The organism is Rhizobium sp. P1_E1, assembly GCF_056406015.1.
The window spans coordinates 1-17,993 of the sequence record NZ_JBFUAY010000111.1 but is presented as its reverse complement, the minus strand read 5'-3'; the positions used below and the strand labels follow the sequence as shown (position 1 = coordinate 17,993).

Sequence of the window (17,993 nt, the reverse complement as noted above, 5' to 3'; positions counted from 1 at the left end):
AGACTCTACCGCTATTTCAAACGGTAAAGTTGAAAACATTTTTTAAGAGAAGATAAAACAATCATGGCGGACTCCGTTGTTACTCGATCGCCGCTGCCGGCGATTGGAATTGGATCCGGCGCGAATGTGGCTACTGAAGCGACCCGCGGGCAAACGATGAGTCATCTTCGCCAATATTTCAAGGAAATGAGGCTAGGTATCCCGATGGGCCTGAAGTAAATAAATTCAAAGGCGGCTTCAAGAGTATAAACAATAGCTTCATTACGGTTTATGACAATTGACACCGATATGTTCAAAGTTTCCAAGAGTACATCAATGTTCGCCCGAGCACGGCAGCGCAACGCGCAAGGGTGAGATTGCAGCGCGTTCAAAGGGGGCTGATTTGTTTTTAGTAGAGAAATTTCTCAACGGCGATGGTGTTGCCATAAATACTGTAATACTTTCACTGATATCTCTATTTTTAGCAGTTGAAGAAACAAAAGAAATTATTTTCTACAAAAGAAACAAATGGAATTTCGACTTGGATAGCAATATTGGATCGAGGATGTACAAGGGTGACTCAACCGATAGTAAAGATCTTATGTCGAACAAATCTAGAGTTTGCTATGGGCGGCCATTACTTATTGGATTGTCTTTATTGCTCTTGATTGCGCCATTGATGATGGTTTCGTCCAGGTAGTTACAACTTAAGTATATGGGCTAGGTGAATGATATGGGGAATTTGAATTTCAACAAAAAGGATTCGGCATACTCCGCTAAGGGTCAAATGCAATACGGCTACAACGGTGGATGGGGTCCTTTTTCGGTCACTGCCAACTTCCCCTCATCACTGAGTGCCTGGCCTAGTTCGGTTCAAGTTAGTGCGGGGCTTTTTGGCGTGCTTGGACTGTTCGATCCCGATACCGGGGCCGTCAAGGGGCTCGGGGCTGGTCTTTCCTTAACGAGGCGGCCCACCTCATTTAGTTATATCTCCGGTTTCATTGGACCGGTGCTCGATGCGGACAACGGGTTAACTTTGACCGGCAGAATAACGGCCGGAGGGGAAGTCTCTGTTAAAGGAACAAACGTTCGTGCCCCGGCCTATGGGGCGGCCGGGACGGTAACACTCATTTCGGATGCATACGGCAATCAACCGTATGCATCCGGATCCGGCATCCCCGCGTCGACCTGGAATCCAGGATTCTATATAAACCGTCAGTTTGCGTATACTGCTCCCGCGATAAAGCAAAAAGATATGGATGCGTTGCCTGACCACGCAGGCTTTGATACCCCCAAGGAGCAGATGCGTCCCGAGGATTGGAGTGGATTTCGGGCGGCGGCAGCACTCGCGGCCGGCCAAATATCCCCGCTTTCACTTGAAGCACGGGACGAGCGGGCTGCGATAGTACTCGCGGCCGACCAAAGGTCTGCACTCTCACTTGAAGCACGGGACGAGCGTGCCGTAACCGTACATTCAGCGCCGGTGATGCGCGTTTCGGATCCGCCCAATATTCAGCAGCAGCGCCAAGAACAGCAATCCATGAGATCGGGTGGCGGTTCTTCCCGCTCGAATATACAATCGCAACGCAATGAACAGCAATCGGTTCGATCCACCGGTGGAAGTTCGGGCAGTGGTTCTGCGCGTTCAAATGTACAAACGCAGCGTAATGAACAACAATCGGTTCGATCCTCGGGCAGCAGTTCAAGCACGTCTTCGTCCCGCAGCAATATCCAGGATCAGCGTCATGAACAGTCTGAGATGCGTTCATCCCGGAGGCCGGTTCTTCTTGATTTGAGCGGCAACGGCTTAAGCGTCGAGACCTTGTCGACCTCGTCTAAATTCCTGGATCTCGACGGTGACGGCTACCAGCATCGCACCGCCTGGGCGGGAACCGGCACCGGCGTTCTCATCATCGACGCGAATGGCGATGGCAAGATCACCCAGTCGAGCGAATTCGCCTTCACCGAGTGGGATTCTTCGGCGACGAGCGACCTCGAGGCGCTGAAGCATGTCTTCGATACCAACGGCAACGGTAAACTCGATGCTGGCGATGCCCAATGGTCGAAATTCCGGGTGGAGGTGAACGGTCAACTGGTGACCCTTGACAGCCTCGGCATCACCTCGATCGACCTGACGCCGAAGGGCAGCGGCCAAACCTATGACGATGGCTCCGCCATCACAGGAACGACCACCTTTACCCGCTCCGACGGCACGACGGGCACGGTTGGCGACGCCACATTGGCGAACGATGATACCGCCTATATCGTCAAGACAACCAGCGTAACGAAGGCCGACAGCTCGGTAGAGAAGACGATCCTTGCCTACAATGCGGACGGCAGCCTGGCCTTCCGCAATGTCGTAACGACAAGCGCCGATGGAAAAAGCGTCCAGACGCAGTTCGACGACGACGGCAACGGCACCTTCGACCGCTCGCAGACCAACGTCCTGGCTATCGATGCTGCCGGCGTCCAGACGAAGACCGTCTCCAACTTCAATGCCGACGGATCGCTGAAGGATCGCACTACGACGGTTACCAGCGCCGATCATCTGACGGTGACGACCAGCGTGGACCAGGACGGCGACGGCACCGTCGACCAACGCCAGACTTACGTCCAGAACGCCGATGGATCGACCACGACGGCGACGGAACAGCTCAGTGTCAACGGCACGCTCCTGAAGAAGTCGATGGTCGCTTCGTCCGCCGACGGCTTGGTGAAGACGACCAGCCTCGATCGCGACGGCAACGGCGTCTACGACGATATCATCACCGAGACCACCACAGTTGCGGCGGATGGCAGCCGCACCAAAACAGCGATTGACCGCAGCTCCAACGGCAAGGTTCTATCAGAGGTCGACACGTCAACCAGTGCTGACGGCCGCACCATCACTGTATCGGTCGATGCCGACGGTAACGGACCCCGCGAAACCAAAACTGTCACCACATCTACCACAGCAGCATCAGGCGACGTGACGCTCGTCACTTCGACCTACAACACCAACGCATCCTCTATTCTGCGCTCGAAAACGACGACGATCACCACCGCCAATGGTTTGTCGACGACGGCTAATAGCGACGTGAACGCCGATGGCGTTATCGATTTCACCGATACCGATGTGACGGTAATCGACGCCATCAACCGGACGCAGACGATCCAGCATCGCACCAAGACCGGGACGATCGGTACGCTGCTGTCGCAGACGGTCACTACGACCAGCCTCGACGGCAAGTCGATCACGATCGCCGAGGATGCGAACGGCGACACCAAGAACGACAGCCTGACCACGATTGTGATTGGCACGGACGGAAAGACGACCAACACAGTCAGCGCCCTCAACAGCGACGGCTCGCTGGTCAGAAAGACCATCACCGAAACATTGGCCGGTGGTCTGTCGAAGACGACGTATACCGACGCCGATGGCGATACCGTCAACGATCTCGTGGTGACGGATGTCATCACCACCAATTCCGACGGCAGTCGCACGGAAAACGTGACGTCGACCAGCGGAAACGGCACCCTGACCGGAAAGACTATTACGACCACAACGGCCAACAGTCTGACCCAAACCGTCAAGACCGATGCCAACGGCGACGGCGTCTTCGAAGATACCACGAAAAGCGTCATCGTTCTCGACAGCACCGGCAAGCGCACTGAAACGGTGAGGAGCACGAGCGCCGACGGAACGCTCAACTCTCAGATCGTCACTGAAGTCAGCGCCGATCGCCGTAGCACCACCATCGTGACGGATGCGGATGGCGACGGCAGGACCGATACACGCCGGGTCGAGACGACCTCGGTCAGCGGCAATGTCAACATCTGGGAGMGGCAATACGCAGCGGATGCATCGACGATCAGCACGACAATCACCGACATCAGCGGCAATGGCCTGACCAAGACCGTGTCGGCCGATTTGAATCACGACGGCGTCGGYGACCGGATCACCAGCGACCAGACAGTGCTGAATGCAGATGGCAGCACGACCGAGACGATCTCTCTGACCAGCAGCGATGCCACGCGTCTTAACAAGAAGACGATCGTCACCAGCGGCAACGGCATGTCGATCACGACGAGCGAGTACATCAACGCCGACGAGGTGGTCGATACCAAGACGACCGATGTCACAACCTTCGACACCTATGGACTGCAGTTCCAGACCGTATCGAATTTCCGGGGAACGACGCTCGCAAACTCGACGAAGGTGACGACCAACCTCAACGGCCTTTCCGGATCGACCGATTACGATTTGGATGGCGATGGCACGATCGATCGAACCTTGTCGTGGAAGAAAACGCCGCTCGAATCGGCCGGATCGGTCACCACGACCGAATCAGTGAAGGCCTCCGACGCCACACTGATCTCGCAAAAGATCATTAAGGTCAGTGCCGACCAGAAAACAACTACAGTGACCACGAAGATCGACGCCGATACCGTTGACGACTTCGTGGAAACGATCACCATCGACAATGCTGGAACGCGGAAGGACGAAGTCAAGCAATATAAGGCTCTCGACGTGCTCGAAAGCCAGGCCGTCGTTACCACCTCGGATGACGGGCTGTCGAACACCTCGAGTTCCGACCTTGACGGCAATGGCGACTTCGAACTCGTCACCACTGACGTCACGGTGCTGAACGCGGACGGTAGCCGCACGGAGACAATCTCGAAGAAGGGCACCGGCGATGTGCTGATCTCGCGCACGACGGCTTATGTCAGAGCCAGCGGCCTGACCAAGACGGTGAGCTGGGCCGATGCCGATGGGGCGACCGTTCGCTCCATGAGCGACATCACCGTTCTCAACGCCGATGGCGGCACGAAGCAGACCCTATCATACTTCAAGGCGGATGGGACGACGCTGGAAAGCAAGGCCGTCACCGCGGTCGCTGCACACGGTCTTACGACCACGGTCACCACCGACGTTGACGGCGATAACATCGTCGACAAAAAATCGGTCACAGCAAAGCAGACCAACGGCTCGACGATCCAAACCCTCAGTGACTTCGGCGCCAATGCCGCGCTGAAGGATACGAAGACCGTCACGACCTCTGCCGACGGCCTGACCCAGACTGTCGAATACGACAGCAATGGCGACGGCACGGTCGACAAGAAGACGACCGACACGACGGTTCTGAAAGCGAATGGCAGCACGGCGACCACGACGAAGGATATCGTCAGCGGTGTCACCAAGAGCATCACGCTGACCGAAGTGTCCGGAGACGGCCTGACCGTCACAACAAAATGGGATACCGCCGGCACCGGTGGCGGCACTACCTTTGACAAGAGCCGGACCGACGTAACCGTGCTCAACGCCGATGGCTCGAAGACGCAGACGGTCAGCAATTTTACCGGCACGACGCTGACCAGCAGATATCTGGTCGAAACGGACGCCAAGGGCTTGTCCATCACCACCAAGGCTGATCCGACCGGCACCGGCTCCTATAGCCAGATCGCAACGGATAAAACGACCCTGAAAAAGGATGACGCCGGGAAAACTGACGGCACCAAGATCAGGACGGTGGAAAGCAAGAGGGCGGCTGATGGTTCACTGATCTCCAGGACCACCACCACGATAAGCGCGAACGGCCTGATCATAACATCCAGCCAGGAGCGTCCGGGCTTTGGCAACCAGACCGTCACCGACACGACCACCGTGCTGGCGGATGGCGCCATTCGCGAGACCGTCGAGACCAGGAATAGTGGCGGCGCCCTGATCGGTAAGATCGTCACCCTCACCAGCGCCGACAAGCTTACCGTCACCATCGACCGCGACGGCAACGGCGATGGCGTCGTCGATCAGCGTCAGGAGACGGTCACCGCCAATTCCGGCATCCAGACCTCGGTCACCACCAACTTCAAGGCCGGCGGAACAACGGTCAAGGACAAGTCGACCGTCGTCGTATCCGCCGACGGCCGCGTGACGACGACCACCTGGGATCTCGACGGCAATGGCACGCTCGACCGTCAGCGGGTGACGAATTTTACCGCCAATGCCGACGGAAGCAGCACGACGGTGATCTCAGATACGGATCTTCTGGCCGGCACGCTAGCCGCCAAGACGACGATCCAGACGTCGGTCGACGGCAGGGTGAGGACGACGTCGAAGGATATCAACGGCGACGGCACCCCCGATCAGGACGAGACCGTCACCGTCGATTCCACTGGCGCATCGGTCTCTGTTGTCACGAACAATGCAACCGCGCGAATGGCCTCCAACCTGACGCCAGGTGTCGTTTACTGGACCCAGGCGATCGCCGCCAAGATCGAGACAACCACGTCAGCGGATGGCCGCACCAAGATCGCCAAATACGACTATGACGGCAATGGTGTCTATGAGACGGTGATGCAGTCGACCATCCAGGTCGACGGCTCCGTCGTCACGGCGGTGACGGAAACCAACGCCAGTGGCACGGTCACGGCCAAGGGTACGATCGCAACCAGTGCCGACAGCTTGATCACCACGCTGTCGAAGGATGCCGGCAACAACGGCACCATCGACCATACCGAGACGGCGGTGACGCATGCCGATGGCTCGATCACCCTGACCAAGGTCGATCTCAACGCCAGCGGTGCAATGACGCAGACGACCGTCAATGTCGTCACCGCGCTCGGCTCGCTTTCCTCCAGCCTCACGACGGACTCGGCTGGCCGCAAGACCGCCGAGACCATCGTCGCGGCCGATGGAAGCTCCGTGACGACGACTTATGACGGGGCGAGCGGCAAGCAACTGAGTGTCGCCAATGCCAATAAGGCCGGCTTGCTGACAACCGTCACTTTCTACGACCCGCTGAGTGCGCAAACGTGGAAAAGTGTCGAGCAGCAATATGACACTGCCGGCAACAAGACGTTGGAAAAGCAGTTTTACGACGACGGATCGCGGATCGAGATCAGCTTCGATCCATCGAATGCTGCGGCGTGGTCGCAGGTGCAACAGAACTACAATGCGGCTGGACAGCTGACTTACAAGCTTGAAACGGCCGACAACGGAACGAAGACCGCCTATGATGTTGCCGGCACTCAGTCATGGTCGACTATCAAGCAGTCTTATGACACTGCAAATAGGCTGGTTGGGGTCGATCAAGTCAATGATGACAGCACACGCTATATCACCAGCTACGATCCCGCCAATGCGGTGGAATGGTCTCGCGTCGACTATTCCTACAATGCCAGCGGCCAGCTCACCATTCAGAACACCTATTACGACAACGGCGGCAAGCGCTACGAGGCGTGGGATCGGGCGAACGCTGGAAACTGGTCATACCATCTCGTGATTCAGAATAGCGCCGGACAGACGACTTACGAAGAAACGACCTTCGACAACAGTCAAACGGACAAGACGACTTATGACGTCGGTAACGCCAGTAATTGGCGGTATACGACAGAATCGTATTCATCATCGAACGTCCTCATGCACGTTTTCACGCAAATGGACGAAGCAAAGAAGTGGGTGCACGACTACCGCGACTATCTGAATAACCAGACCTGGAAAACGCTGATAATCCGCTATGACAGGTACGGCATCAGGACCAGTGGGGACACCTATTTCGATGATGGTACCCGCATAGAGTACGAGTACCATTCCGACCAAAATGGCAAGTTGGATTGGTGGAAAAAGTACGATTCACAAGGGCGTGTTATCGCGAGAGGCACCAGTCCCGTTCTTTTGGACCTTAATGGCGATGGCCATGTCGATCTTCGCCCTCTTGACTCGCTCGCCACATCGGTGGGCTTCGATTGGGATGGCGATGGTGTGGCCGATCAATCCGCCTGGGTCGGTCCACAGGACGGCTTCCTCGCAATCGATCTTAGTGCCGACGGATTGGCAGGTCCCGATGGGAAGATTGACCAGGGGCTGGAAATGGCGTTTGGCGCCTGGAGTAACGAGTCGACCTCGGATCTTGACGGCCTGCGGCGTGCGTTCGACACCAACCGCGACAACGTCCTCGATCTCAACGATGACCGTTGGAGCGAATTCAGGGTCTGGCGCGATCTCAACCAAAACGGCGTCAGCGATGCCGGCGAGTTGCAGACGATGACGGATGCTGGCATCCGGTTGATCAACCTGATACCGAGCAGCGATGGGACACAATCCTTCGCCGATGGTTCCATGATCGCAGGCACCAGCTCCTATCAAACCGTCAACGGCACCAACCAATATCTGGTCGGTGATGCCATGCTCGCCGTACGGTCCAGTCAGGCGGCCAATGTCGCATAACACGATCCCCTGCCTCATGCCGGCGCTTTGCAGAGCCGGCATATCCGCCTTTCGTTGATCCCGAACATGGTAAACATTCAGACAGCACCCGACCGTAACGCGGTGGCGGCGGAGAGCAATGGCGAATCAAATAACGCACCCGAAGCAGCAGTCGCCGACAGCGGACTGGCGGCGATCTCTGCTGTCGCCGGTTACTTCAGGATCGCGTCACGCCCGGAAACGTTGATCCGTGAGCTGGCGCTGACGATGCCGGCCACACGCGACGACCTGCTTCGCGCAGCAAAGATCGTCGGCCTGAAGGCGCGCACTGTCCGCGTCGATAACGCCAAACGGCTGACGACCCTTCCGGCGCCGGCGCTCGCCTCGCTGAAGGACGGCACCTTCGCGGTCTTCGCTGGGGTAGCAGCCGAGGGGCGATATCGGCTGATCAATCCCATCGATTTCTCCGTCCGCAATGTCGAGGCCGAGGAGCTTCTCGCGCTGACCTCGGGCGAGTTCATCCTGGTCCAGCGCCGTTTTGCCGGCCCCGGTGCCTCGCAGCAGAATTTCGGGTTCCGCTGGTTCCTGCCGGCGATCTGGCGCTATCGGCGGGCATTCGGCCATGTGCTGATCGCCTCGCTCGTCATCCAGATCTTCGCGCTGGTGACGCCGCTGTTCTTCCAGGTCGTCGTCGACAAGGTTTTGGCACATCGCAGCTATTCGACGCTGATCGTCCTCGTCGTCGGCCTCGCTGCCGTCGGGCTGTTCGACGTCGTGCTGCAATATCTCAGAACCTATGCGCTGTCGCATACGACGAACCGCATCGATGTCGAGCTCGGCCGCCGCCTGTTCCGGCATCTCCTGAACCTGCCGCTCAGCTATTTCGAGACCCGCGCCACCGGCCAGACGGTCGCAAGAGTCCGCGAGCTCGAAACCATCCGCAATTTCCTGACGGGTCAGGGCCTGTTCTCAGGCCTCGACCTGATCTTTACCATCATCTTCATCTTCGTGCTGTTTTCCTATTCCTCCAAGCTCGCCTGGATCGTCGTCGCCTCCATTCCCTTTTACATGGCGATCGGATTTCTGATCCGCCCGTTCCTCAAGGAGCGGATCGACGAGAAGTTCGAGCGCGGCGCCTTCAGCCAGCAACTGCTCGTCGAGACCGTCGTCGGCATACAGACGCTGAAGGCATCGGCGGTCGAGCCGGTGGTCTCCTCGCAATGGGAAGAGCGGCTGGCTGCTTATGTGCACTCGTCGTTCCTGGCGACCATGCTGGCGGCCAAGGGTCAGAACACCATCCAGTATGTCAACAAGATCACCTCAGCCGCCCTGCTGCTCTTCGGCGCACAGGCGGTCATCGACGGTGAATTGAGTGTCGGCGCCTTGGTCGCCTTCAACATGATCGCCGGTCAGGTCTCCCAGCCGATCCTGCGCCTGTCGCAGCTCTGGCAGGATTTCCAGCAGGTGCAGGTCTCCGTCGCCAGGCTCTCGGATATTCTGAACGCTCCGCAGGAGCCACGCCCAAGCGTTGCCGTCAGCCTGCCGCCGCCGAAAGGCGCGATCGGCTTCAAGTCGGTGAACTTCCGCTATTCCCCGGATGGCCAGGATGTTCTCAAGGACATCAGCTTTTCCATCCGTCCGGGCGAAGTCATCGGCATCGTCGGCCCCTCCGGCTCCGGCAAATCGACGCTGACCAAGCTGGTGCAGCGCTTCTATATCCCGAACAACGGCCAGGTCTTCGTCGACGGCCAGGATATAGCCCAGGTCGATCCGGCCTGGCTGCGGTCGAATATCGGCGTGGTGCTTCAGGAAAACATGCTGTTCAACCGGACGATCCACGACAATATCTGCATGGTCAATCCGGCCATGTCGCGGGCGGCCGCCATCCAGATGGCGCGACTCTCAGGCGCCGACGAGTTCATCGCCAAACTACCGCGCGGTTACGACACGCTGATCGAGGAGCGCGGCGCCAATCTTTCYGGTGGACAAAGGCAGCGTCTGGCCATTGCACGCGCCCTTGCGACCAATCCGCCGATCCTCATTCTCGATGAAGCGACGAGCGCGCTCGACTATGAGAGTGAACGCATCATTCTCGGCAATATGCGCGAGATCGTCCGCGGCCGCACCGTCATCATCATCGCCCATCGCCTGGCAACCGTGCGGCATTGCAACCGCATCATCGGCATGAAGGACGGGCGCATCGTCGAAGAGGGAACACACGAGACGCTGCTTGCCCGCCCGAGCGGGCTCTATGCCCATCTGTGGCAATTGCAGACGGGGCCAATCCAGTCATGAACCAGGCCGTCCAACCTCCCCGGCTTCCGCCGAAGCCACAGAAGCGACTGCAGGTGGACAACGAGTTCCTGCCGGCAGCACTCGAGATTCTCGAAACACCGGCTTCGCCGATCCGCACGGCGCTGATCTGGTTCATCTGCCTGCTCACCGCCGGCGCGCTCGCATGGAGTTATATCGGCACGTTCGACATCGTCGCGACCGCCCAGGGTAAAATCCAGCCGACGGGACGCGTCAAGGTGATCCAGTCGATCGAAGTCGGAAAGACGATCGCGGTTCCGGTCTCGAATGGCGCCATGGTGGAAGCCGGAGACATTCTCGTCGAGCTTGACCCGACCGAAGCCCGGGCCGAGGTCAACACGCTGACCACCAGCCTCGCGGCATTGCGGGCAGAGGTCACGAGGCGCAGCGCGGCATTGGCTGAGGTTAACACCTGGCAGCGCAGCGATCTCTGGAGCGGAACGCGAAGGATTGAGATCGTCCCAGAATTTTCTGATTCCATCCCGGCGGAGATCCGCACGCGGGAGGCGCTGCTCTACACTTCCGATCTCGAGCAACTCGCATCGACACTCGACAGTCTCGCGGCCCAGCGAAATCAGCAGTTCGCCGCGCTGAAGAGGTACACCGAGATGGTCACCGCCCAGCGGGCTCTGGTGGCAACGCTTGCAGATCGTGTCACCATGCGCTCCAATCTCGTCGATCTCAGCGCGGGCTCGAGATCTGGCGTCATCGACGCCGTCGAGATCAGGCAGAAGGAAGAGGCAACCCTTGCAGAGCAGATCGGTCAGCGGGCAGAGGCCGAAACCGCGATCGTCGCGGCGACGAGTGAAGGCCTGAAAGCCATCAAGACCTTCGTCGCCGACAACGCTCAGAAACAGGCGCAGGCATCGCGAGAGATCGACGAGAAGGAACAGCAGTTGGTCAAGGCGGCCAAGCGGCTGGAGTCGATGACGATCAAAAGCCCGATCAACGGCATCGTCCAGACATCGGCCATTACCACGGTCGGCCAGGTGGTGACAGCGGGCGCGGAATTGATGCGGATCGTCCCGGACGACGCCTCTCTTGAAATCGAAGCCTATCTGCCGAATAGGGACATCGGCTTCGTCTCGCCGGGACAGCCTGCGGTCATCAAGGTCGAAGCCTTTCCCTTTACCCGCTATGGCATCCTCAACGGCAAGGTCACCAGAGTCGCGACCGACGCCATTCCGGAGCCTGATGCGCAGCAGCTCGAAGGCCAGCCGGCCAAGGAGCTGCAGAGCATGATTCCGATCGGCAATGCGCAACGTGTCCAGAACCTGGTCTTCCCGGTCACCATCAAGCCGGATGTCGCAAGCATCGACATCGGCGGAACGCGCGTTGCGCTCTCACCGGGCATGTCCGTCACCGTTGAGGTCAAGACCGGCAGCCGGCGCATCCTCGAATATCTCTACTCGCCGCTGGCTGAAGTTGCTTCGGAAGCGATGCAAGAACGTTAGCCTGCCCCGAACCCATCAGATGCCGAACAAACGGCGATCCCAGAAGACGGGTTGGTGGAGGCTTGTCGTGATTGAGGGGAATTCCGGGTGGGCGGGATTGATCAATATGTTGCGGTCGACGCGGGCGACGACGCTTGGCACCAGTAGGATGGCGCTACGTTTTTCCTGGTACCAGCGTTCGCCGAAAGCCTTGCTGACGTTTGCCGGCATGCTGTCCCAGCCGGGCAGCGCGGGCTCGGAGAAGACCTCGTAGCTTAGCCCCCGCGGCAGGGTGATCGTGACATAGTGCTGTTTGGGCGGCAGCCTCCCGCTGCCATGGACGAGCTTTTCCAGCAGCGCGGTCGAATAGTGTTCGCTCGTGTAGATGATCGGGCTGCCCGACGTGTTCCACCGGCCCGGTGCGATGGTCGAGCCGGTGGCGTCGAAGATCGGATAGGTTCCACTGGGATCTCCGATGCGGACGGATGTCAGCGTGCGGTCGAGATGCTGTGCGTTCACGCAGCGCTGCCGTATTTCAGGCTTCCGAGGATATCGAGCACGAGTTCGCCGCCGATCTCGCTCTGGATGACCACGTCGATCGGCCGCCTGTCCTCCAGCATCGCATGCGGACGAAACAGGAAATCACGTGCCTCGGTCTCGGTCTGCCAGACATCGAGCGCCGATCCCCAGACGCGCGCCAGACGCGCGAGCTTTATGCCCTCGTCGGAAGAGAGCCGATGCTTGGACTTGCGCCGCTCATAGGTGGCCTTTGGAACGAGCCGGTATTTGAACTGGGTATCATCAGGCGCCAGGAGCAGCGCCATGCGATCAAGCGCCTTGACCGGCAAACCTTCCTCGATGCTTGAGAGCAGGCCGAAGGCCGAACGCGACGCCGGCTCCCTGGCGGGCAATCCGAGAACATCGGCGATGACTGCAAATCCCATCATGGTCATGGTCCTTTTCACTTGATGTTATATTTAGTCTCAAGTGAGACAATGATCAATAGCGCCGATCCGGCTTATCTCCGATAGCAGCGGATTGCCCTGCGCGCCGGAGACCTCTATATTTTCCGAAGGCTCGAACAACGAAGGAGGTTGCCTATGTCACCGCGGGACGCCTGATCCAGAAATATCAAGACTTCTGCCTTTCCAAGGGCATTGATTTCATACGCATCGAATCCGTACGGCCGCATGACGATACCACGCTCTTCTGCAGCGCTGGAATGCAGCAGTACAAGCCCCTCTTCTCCGATCCCTCCCATAGTGGAACCGTCGCAAACAGCCAGGCCTGCCTGCGTATGGGCGACCTCGACGAGATCGGCGACGGAACTCATCTTCTCCATTTCACCATGCTCGGCCTTTTCTCGTTTAGGAAAATGACCGTCGGCAGCGCCATCGATTTCTGGCTCGAGTTTCTGGGAACGCTGGGGCTCGTGCCGGATCATGTGACGATCCATCCGGATCGTCTGGTGGAATGGACGCCGCTCTATGGCGGGCGTGTGCCCATCGTGCCGGATCCGGAATGCATGTGGAGCGATGGCAGCATCAGCGGATACTGCACCGAGTTCTATAAGGACGGCGTCGAGATCGGAAACATCGTCAATCCGCTTGGAAGCTGCATCGACGTCGGCTTCGGCCTCGAGCGTCTCGACATGATCGTCAACGGCACACCGCAGGACGATGCGCTCGGAACGCTGTGCGAGACGGTCATGACAATCGTGGAAAGCGGCTACCGGCCGGGCAACAAGGAGCAGGGATACGTCTTGCGAAAACTGCTCCGTCGCATCCACAAGATGGGCGGCACGCTCGATCATCCTTTCTTCACAGAAGAGGTCGAGCGCCAGAAGCGGCTGCGCGCCAAATATCTGCGTCTGCGTGACCGGCATCCCGAGATGAGTCCCGACTGGTGGTTCGACACTCACGGCATCGATCTCTCCGACATCCGGGAGACCGCGGACGAGTAGCAAGGCGCAAGGCCTCCCGCAGAGAACAGCGGGAGGCCTTGCCATATCCTGGAAAGCGTCAGCGTTTCGGCCGCCTCCAGTTTGCCCAGGCGGCGTTCGTTCGCGCCGAGGTTTCAGCCTTGCCCCTGATGCAGCCGACGGAAAATCCGCTCGATCTGGGCAACAGCGGCATAAAAGACGATGCCGGAGAAAGAGGCGAGCACGACGGCGGCAAAAAGCCTTTCCGCCTGATAGTTGAATGTCGACTGGATGATGACGGCACCCAGCCCCTGGTTCGAACCGATCCACTCCCCGACAATCGCGCCGATCACACAGGTGGTCGCCGAAATGCGCAGCGACGCAAAGAGCAAGGGGGCGGACCGTGGGGCGCGCAAGCGCCAGAAGGTCTCCCACCCGCTCGCCGAAAGCACGTGCATCAGGTCAAGCTCGCTCGCAGTCGCCAGATTGAGGCCCCGGGCGGTATTCACCAGGGTTGGGAAGAAGCAGATGAGAGCGGCGATGATGACCTTTGGCAGCATGCCGAGGCCGAAGATCAGGATGATGATCGGTGCGAGCGCCAGCACCGGGATGGTGTTGAAGAGCAGGACAACGGGAAAATAGGCGGCCTGGAACCGCGGATTATAGACAAAGGCAACCGCCAGGATCACGGCGAGACTATTGCCCAGGAGGAAGCCGAGGCCCGCCTCGCCCCATGTCGGGATCGCATTCGACAAAAGGAAGCGCCATTCGATGCCAAGCGTGCGCAGGATCGCCAGCGGCGTTGGAACGATATAACCGGGAATACCGAGCGCCGGCACCAGCCATTGCCAGGCAAGTACCAGCGAAAGGGCGCCGATAACAGGAAGGCCGATCGCCTCGGTGAATGACAACGGACGGTGCCTCATGCAGCCGAACTCCCCTGCTGCAGCAATTGGCGCAGATGGGCTGCGGTCTCCTGGACATCRAGGCTCTCGCGCCGACAGAGGCCACGCTCGTCTTTCAGCGGTGTAAGATCGATCAGCGCCTGGACACGGCCCGGATTGGCCGCCAGGACCAGCACGCGTCCGCCGAGATAGATCGCCTCGATGACGCTGTGGGTCACGAACAGGATGGTCGTGCCGGTCCGGCGCCAGACGTCCAGAAGCTCGTCGTTCAGTCGTTCGCGGGTGATCTCGTCGAGCGCACCGAAAGGCTCATCCATGAGCAGGATATCCGGCTCGCATTGAAGCGCGCGCGCTATGGCGACGCGCTGGCGCTGGCCCCCGGACAATTGATGCGGATAGCGGTCGGCCAGATGCGACAGGCCGACCAGTTCGATCCAATGGTCGGGCCGCGGGTCGACCGATCGCGGGACGCTCTTCTTCCCCACCTGCAGCGGCAGCGCGACATTCTCCCTCACGGTCCGCCAGGGCAACAGCGTTGCATCCTGAAAGACGAAGGCGACCTCGCGCCTGCGGCGCGCCTCCGACGCCGTCCTGCCGAGCACCGACAACTGCCCGTCAAGCGGCGGAAGAAGATCCGCCACCGCACGCAGCAAGGTCGACTTGCCGCAGCCGGAAGGACCGAGAATGGTCAGAAACTCACCCTTGCCGACGCTGAGGTCGACGCCGGACAGAATGCGGGTCGTCTCGACAGCGCCGGCATAACCGACAGCCAAATCCCTGGTTTCGATGGCCGCTGCTTCAGGCAAATCCGCTCTCACGCAATCTTCGGACGGTCGCCCGCCGTCATGTCGAGTATCGCAGTCGTATAGCAATCCTCCAGCTTCGGCGCGCCGCTCTTGAATTGGCCGATCTTGTCGTAGACGGAAATCTGCTCGGCAAGAGCGGCCGGATCGAAGCTGCCCCAGCCATCCTTGCCTGTTGTCGCATCGAAGCTCAGCGACAATATACGCGGCACCGTCTGCAGCTCCACGGCAAGATCGAGTTGCGGATAGGCCTCTACCGTCAATTTGACTGCCTCTTCAGGATGTTCATGCGTCCAGGCCCAGCCCTTGGCGACGGCACGTAGCACCTTTGCCAGTGTCTCGGCATGGCCGGTTACGGCATCGTCGGTGGCGAAATAGACGTTGGCATAGGACGGAAGGCCCGTGTCCTTCATCATCAGATCGATGCGGTCGGGGCCGATGATGGAAAGGGCCTGCGTGTTGGTGATCCATCCGGTCACGGCATCGACCTGGCCGGTCATCAGCGGCGTCATGTCGAAGCCGATATTGGTGATGGTCAGGCTCGAGGGATCGATATCGTTCTTCAGCAGAATGGCATCAAGGACATAACGGGCCGTCGGCTGGATGCCGATGCGCTTGCCGACCATATCCTTGACGGTGCGGATCGGCGCCTTGGGCAGCGAATAGAAGGCGAAGGGCGCCATGCGGAAACCGCAGGCGAAGATCTTGATCGGCACGCCGGATGACCGGGCAAGAAGGAGCTGCGCCGAATCCGAGAATTGACCGAGCTGCGCATCACCCGTGATCACAGGCGGCACCGTTGCCGAATTGGGACCGCCAGGGGAAAACTCGACGTCGAGACCCTCGGCCTCGAACAGGCCTTGCTTGACTGCGACGATATCGCCTATCTGTCCGTTGCTCATCAGCCAGTCATATTTGATGACGACCTTGGATGCGGCGGCATTCGATTGACGCGGCACGAACACGCTGATCCCTGCCGTTGCTGCAGCAAGGGCAAAGGCTCCGCCCTTCAGGACGGTACGCCTGCCGACTACGAATTGTTTGTCATCCCCGTTCATATTGCTTGCCTTCCCCTTGTTGGATTGTTGGACGACCGGCCGATTGCGCTTGCTATTGCGGGTCGATGTCACCAATCGGGCCGCCTGCGGACCACGCATAAATTTCCCAGAGATTGTCGTCAGGATCGGCGAAATAGACGCATCGCGCGTTCCAGACATAGTCCTGCGGCGGTGCGTGGAAGAGCACGCCCGCAGCTTTCAGCTCCGCATAGGCGGCATCGACCTGCTCTGGCGAGGCGAGCTCAATGGCCGCGCAGGCCTTGTGCGCACCTGGAGGGGCGCGGCGGCTTGAGACGCCGGTATTCTCGGCGATATGTTCGATCTCCCACAGCGCCAGCGTCACGCCCGCTCCTTTGAAATCGGCAAAGCCCGGAGCCCGGCGGCGAGGTTTGAAGCCAAGCCGCTCGACATAGAAGGACGATGCTTTGTCGATATCCTCGACCAAAAAGCAGATGTCGGTAATCGGATTGGTTTGCGCAAAAGCGGTCATATGGGGCCTCCTGATCGGAAAAGCCTCGCAGACCGCAGCCTCAAGAGATTTCAAATTCGTGCGGTTATCTTTCGCAAAATTGCTGATTTGCCATCGGCGGGTGCTAGCTCAAAGACGGACCGAACGCTGGTATTCCTTCGGGGTCGCCCCCATCAGCCGGCGAAAGACGCTGGAGAAATGCGCCTGGCTGGAAAAGCCTGTGGCATAAGCGATGTTTGCAAGCGTCTCCTTGCCATCGGCGAGGTAAAGTCGCGCCCGCTCGATCCTGCGTTCGAGAACGAAGCGATGCGGTGCCATGCCGGCCGCCCGTTTGAATTCCCTGCTGAAGTGAAAGGGGCTCATATGGGCCACCCCGGCCAGCTCCTCCACACTCAGATCGGATTTGCCAAGCAGGTTCTCGATGTAATCAATCACACGCCGGAGATTGTCCGATGTCAGCGGACGATCGCCGACTTCGGGTTTGGCGCCTAGCAGCTTTACAACGCAGCAGGCGAGCGCCATCCCCAGATGCTGCATCAAAAGCGGGTCGTCGCGCCCGGTCTTCTCGGCGGCGAACGCAAGGGAGAGCGCCACCTGCAGCGTTGTCGGATCAGTCGTCGCGCTCAGCGCATCACTATCCCAATGCTCGGGATCGAAGCGAGAGCCGCCGATGCTGCTGTAGAGCGCAGGTGACTGGAAGATCGAGATATAGTCCGCCGCATCGCCATCGACTTCAAGGATGGTGGCGGCCGGTTGAAATCCCAGGGTGAACGGCGGCCTCTCAACTTTGCGGAATGCCCCGCTTCCAAGCCGATAGGCATATTTGCCGTGCGCCGTGCGGTTGATCGAAATTCTATGAAGGGAGCCCCTCGAAATCATTTGCCCCGCGGCGCTGCGATAGGTCTCGACGATCATGTCGCGTTGAAC

Annotated in this window: 11 protein-coding genes; 4 read left to right on the top strand and 7 right to left on the bottom strand. The window is 59.1% G+C overall.

The window, feature by feature from the left end; genetic code table 11:
- The first annotated feature begins 1,738 nt into the window (after nt 1–1,738).
- The 3 genes from AC1D1Z_RS26150 to AC1D1Z_RS26140 all read left to right on the top strand — a co-directional run bounded on the left by AC1D1Z_RS26150 (nt 1,739) and on the right by AC1D1Z_RS26140 (nt 11,931).
- A complete protein-coding gene (locus tag AC1D1Z_RS26150) occupies nt 1,739–8,185 on the top strand; it encodes a hypothetical protein (RefSeq protein ID WP_131647043.1) in 6,447 nt (2,148 codons plus the stop codon).
- Nucleotides 8,186–8,251: 66 nt separating this feature from the next.
- Complete coding sequence (locus AC1D1Z_RS26145) at nt 8,252–10,459, top strand: type I secretion system permease/ATPase (protein WP_131647044.1); 2,208 nt, start codon at nt 8,252–8,254, stop codon at nt 10,457–10,459.
- Nucleotides 10,456–11,931, top strand: coding sequence for an HlyD family type I secretion periplasmic adaptor subunit (locus tag AC1D1Z_RS26140; RefSeq protein WP_131647045.1), 1,476 nt, complete (start codon nt 10,456–10,458; stop codon nt 11,929–11,931). The genes AC1D1Z_RS26145 and AC1D1Z_RS26140 overlap by 4 nt, the downstream gene beginning before the upstream one ends.
- Before the next feature lie 15 nt (nt 11,932–11,946).
- Here the strand turns inward: AC1D1Z_RS26140 and AC1D1Z_RS26135 are convergent, their stop codons facing one another.
- Both AC1D1Z_RS26135 and AC1D1Z_RS26130 read right to left on the bottom strand, forming a co-directional pair.
- Nucleotides 11,947–12,429 carry an RES family NAD+ phosphorylase gene (locus tag AC1D1Z_RS26135; protein WP_447011326.1) on the bottom strand — a complete coding sequence of 161 codons (483 nt, stop codon included), beginning with the start codon at nt 12,427–12,429 and terminating at the stop codon, nt 11,947–11,949.
- Nucleotides 12,426–12,857: an antitoxin Xre-like helix-turn-helix domain-containing protein gene (locus AC1D1Z_RS26130; protein ID WP_018070805.1), complete on the bottom strand. Its 432-nt coding sequence runs from the start codon at nt 12,855–12,857 to the stop codon at nt 12,426–12,428. Before AC1D1Z_RS26130 ends, AC1D1Z_RS26135 begins: the two co-directional genes overlap by 4 nt.
- Nucleotides 12,858–13,027: 170 nt before the next feature.
- Between AC1D1Z_RS26130 and AC1D1Z_RS26125 the strand changes: the two genes are divergently transcribed.
- Nucleotides 13,028–13,873 carry an alanine--tRNA ligase-related protein gene (locus tag AC1D1Z_RS26125; protein ID WP_245515911.1) on the top strand — a complete coding sequence of 282 codons (846 nt, stop codon included), beginning with the start codon at nt 13,028–13,030 and terminating at the stop codon, nt 13,871–13,873.
- Nucleotides 13,874–13,986: 113 nt separating this feature from the next.
- Here AC1D1Z_RS26125 and AC1D1Z_RS26120 read toward each other — a convergent pair whose 3' ends face one another.
- From AC1D1Z_RS26120 to AC1D1Z_RS26100, 5 genes are all read right to left on the bottom strand, one after another.
- The gene (locus tag AC1D1Z_RS26120) at nt 13,987–14,757 is read right to left on the bottom strand and encodes an ABC transporter permease (protein ID WP_131647720.1); all 771 of its coding nucleotides are present in this window, start codon (nt 14,755–14,757) and stop codon (nt 13,987–13,989) included.
- Nucleotides 14,754–15,542, bottom strand: a complete 789-nt coding sequence (locus AC1D1Z_RS26115; protein WP_018446148.1) for an ABC transporter ATP-binding protein — start codon at nt 15,540–15,542, stop codon at nt 14,754–14,756. The genes AC1D1Z_RS26120 and AC1D1Z_RS26115 overlap by 4 nt, the downstream gene beginning before the upstream one ends.
- Nucleotides 15,543–15,550: 8 nt before the next feature.
- On the bottom strand, nt 15,551–16,597 hold the full coding sequence (locus AC1D1Z_RS26110; protein ID WP_131647721.1) for an ABC transporter substrate-binding protein: 1,047 nt from the start codon (nt 16,595–16,597) through the stop codon (nt 15,551–15,553).
- 52 nt (nt 16,598–16,649) lie between these two features.
- A complete protein-coding gene (locus AC1D1Z_RS26105) occupies nt 16,650–17,087 on the bottom strand; it encodes a VOC family protein (protein ID WP_131647722.1) in 438 nt (145 codons plus the stop codon).
- 108 nt (nt 17,088–17,195) lie between these two features.
- A partial coding sequence (locus AC1D1Z_RS26100) for a helix-turn-helix transcriptional regulator (RefSeq protein WP_477852006.1) occupies nt 17,196–17,993 on the bottom strand: 798 nt, incomplete at its 5' end.

What these genes read in the sequence shown, in the direction of transcription:
- AC1D1Z_RS26105 (WP_131647722.1), bottom strand. Translation starts at nt 17,087, where the DNA reads ATGACCGCTTTTGCGCAAACCAATCCGATTACCGACATCTGCTTTTTG.
- AC1D1Z_RS26140 (WP_131647045.1), top strand. Translation starts at nt 10,456, where the DNA reads ATGAACCAGGCCGTCCAACCTCCCCGGCTTCCGCCGAAGCCACAGAAG.
- AC1D1Z_RS26120 (WP_131647720.1), bottom strand. Translation starts at nt 14,757, where the DNA reads ATGAGGCACCGTCCGTTGTCATTCACCGAGGCGATCGGCCTTCCTGTT.
- AC1D1Z_RS26130 (WP_018070805.1), bottom strand. Translation starts at nt 12,857, where the DNA reads ATGATGGGATTTGCAGTCATCGCCGATGTTCTCGGATTGCCCGCCAGG.
- AC1D1Z_RS26110 (WP_131647721.1), bottom strand. Translation starts at nt 16,597, where the DNA reads ATGAACGGGGATGACAAACAATTCGTAGTCGGCAGGCGTACCGTCCTG.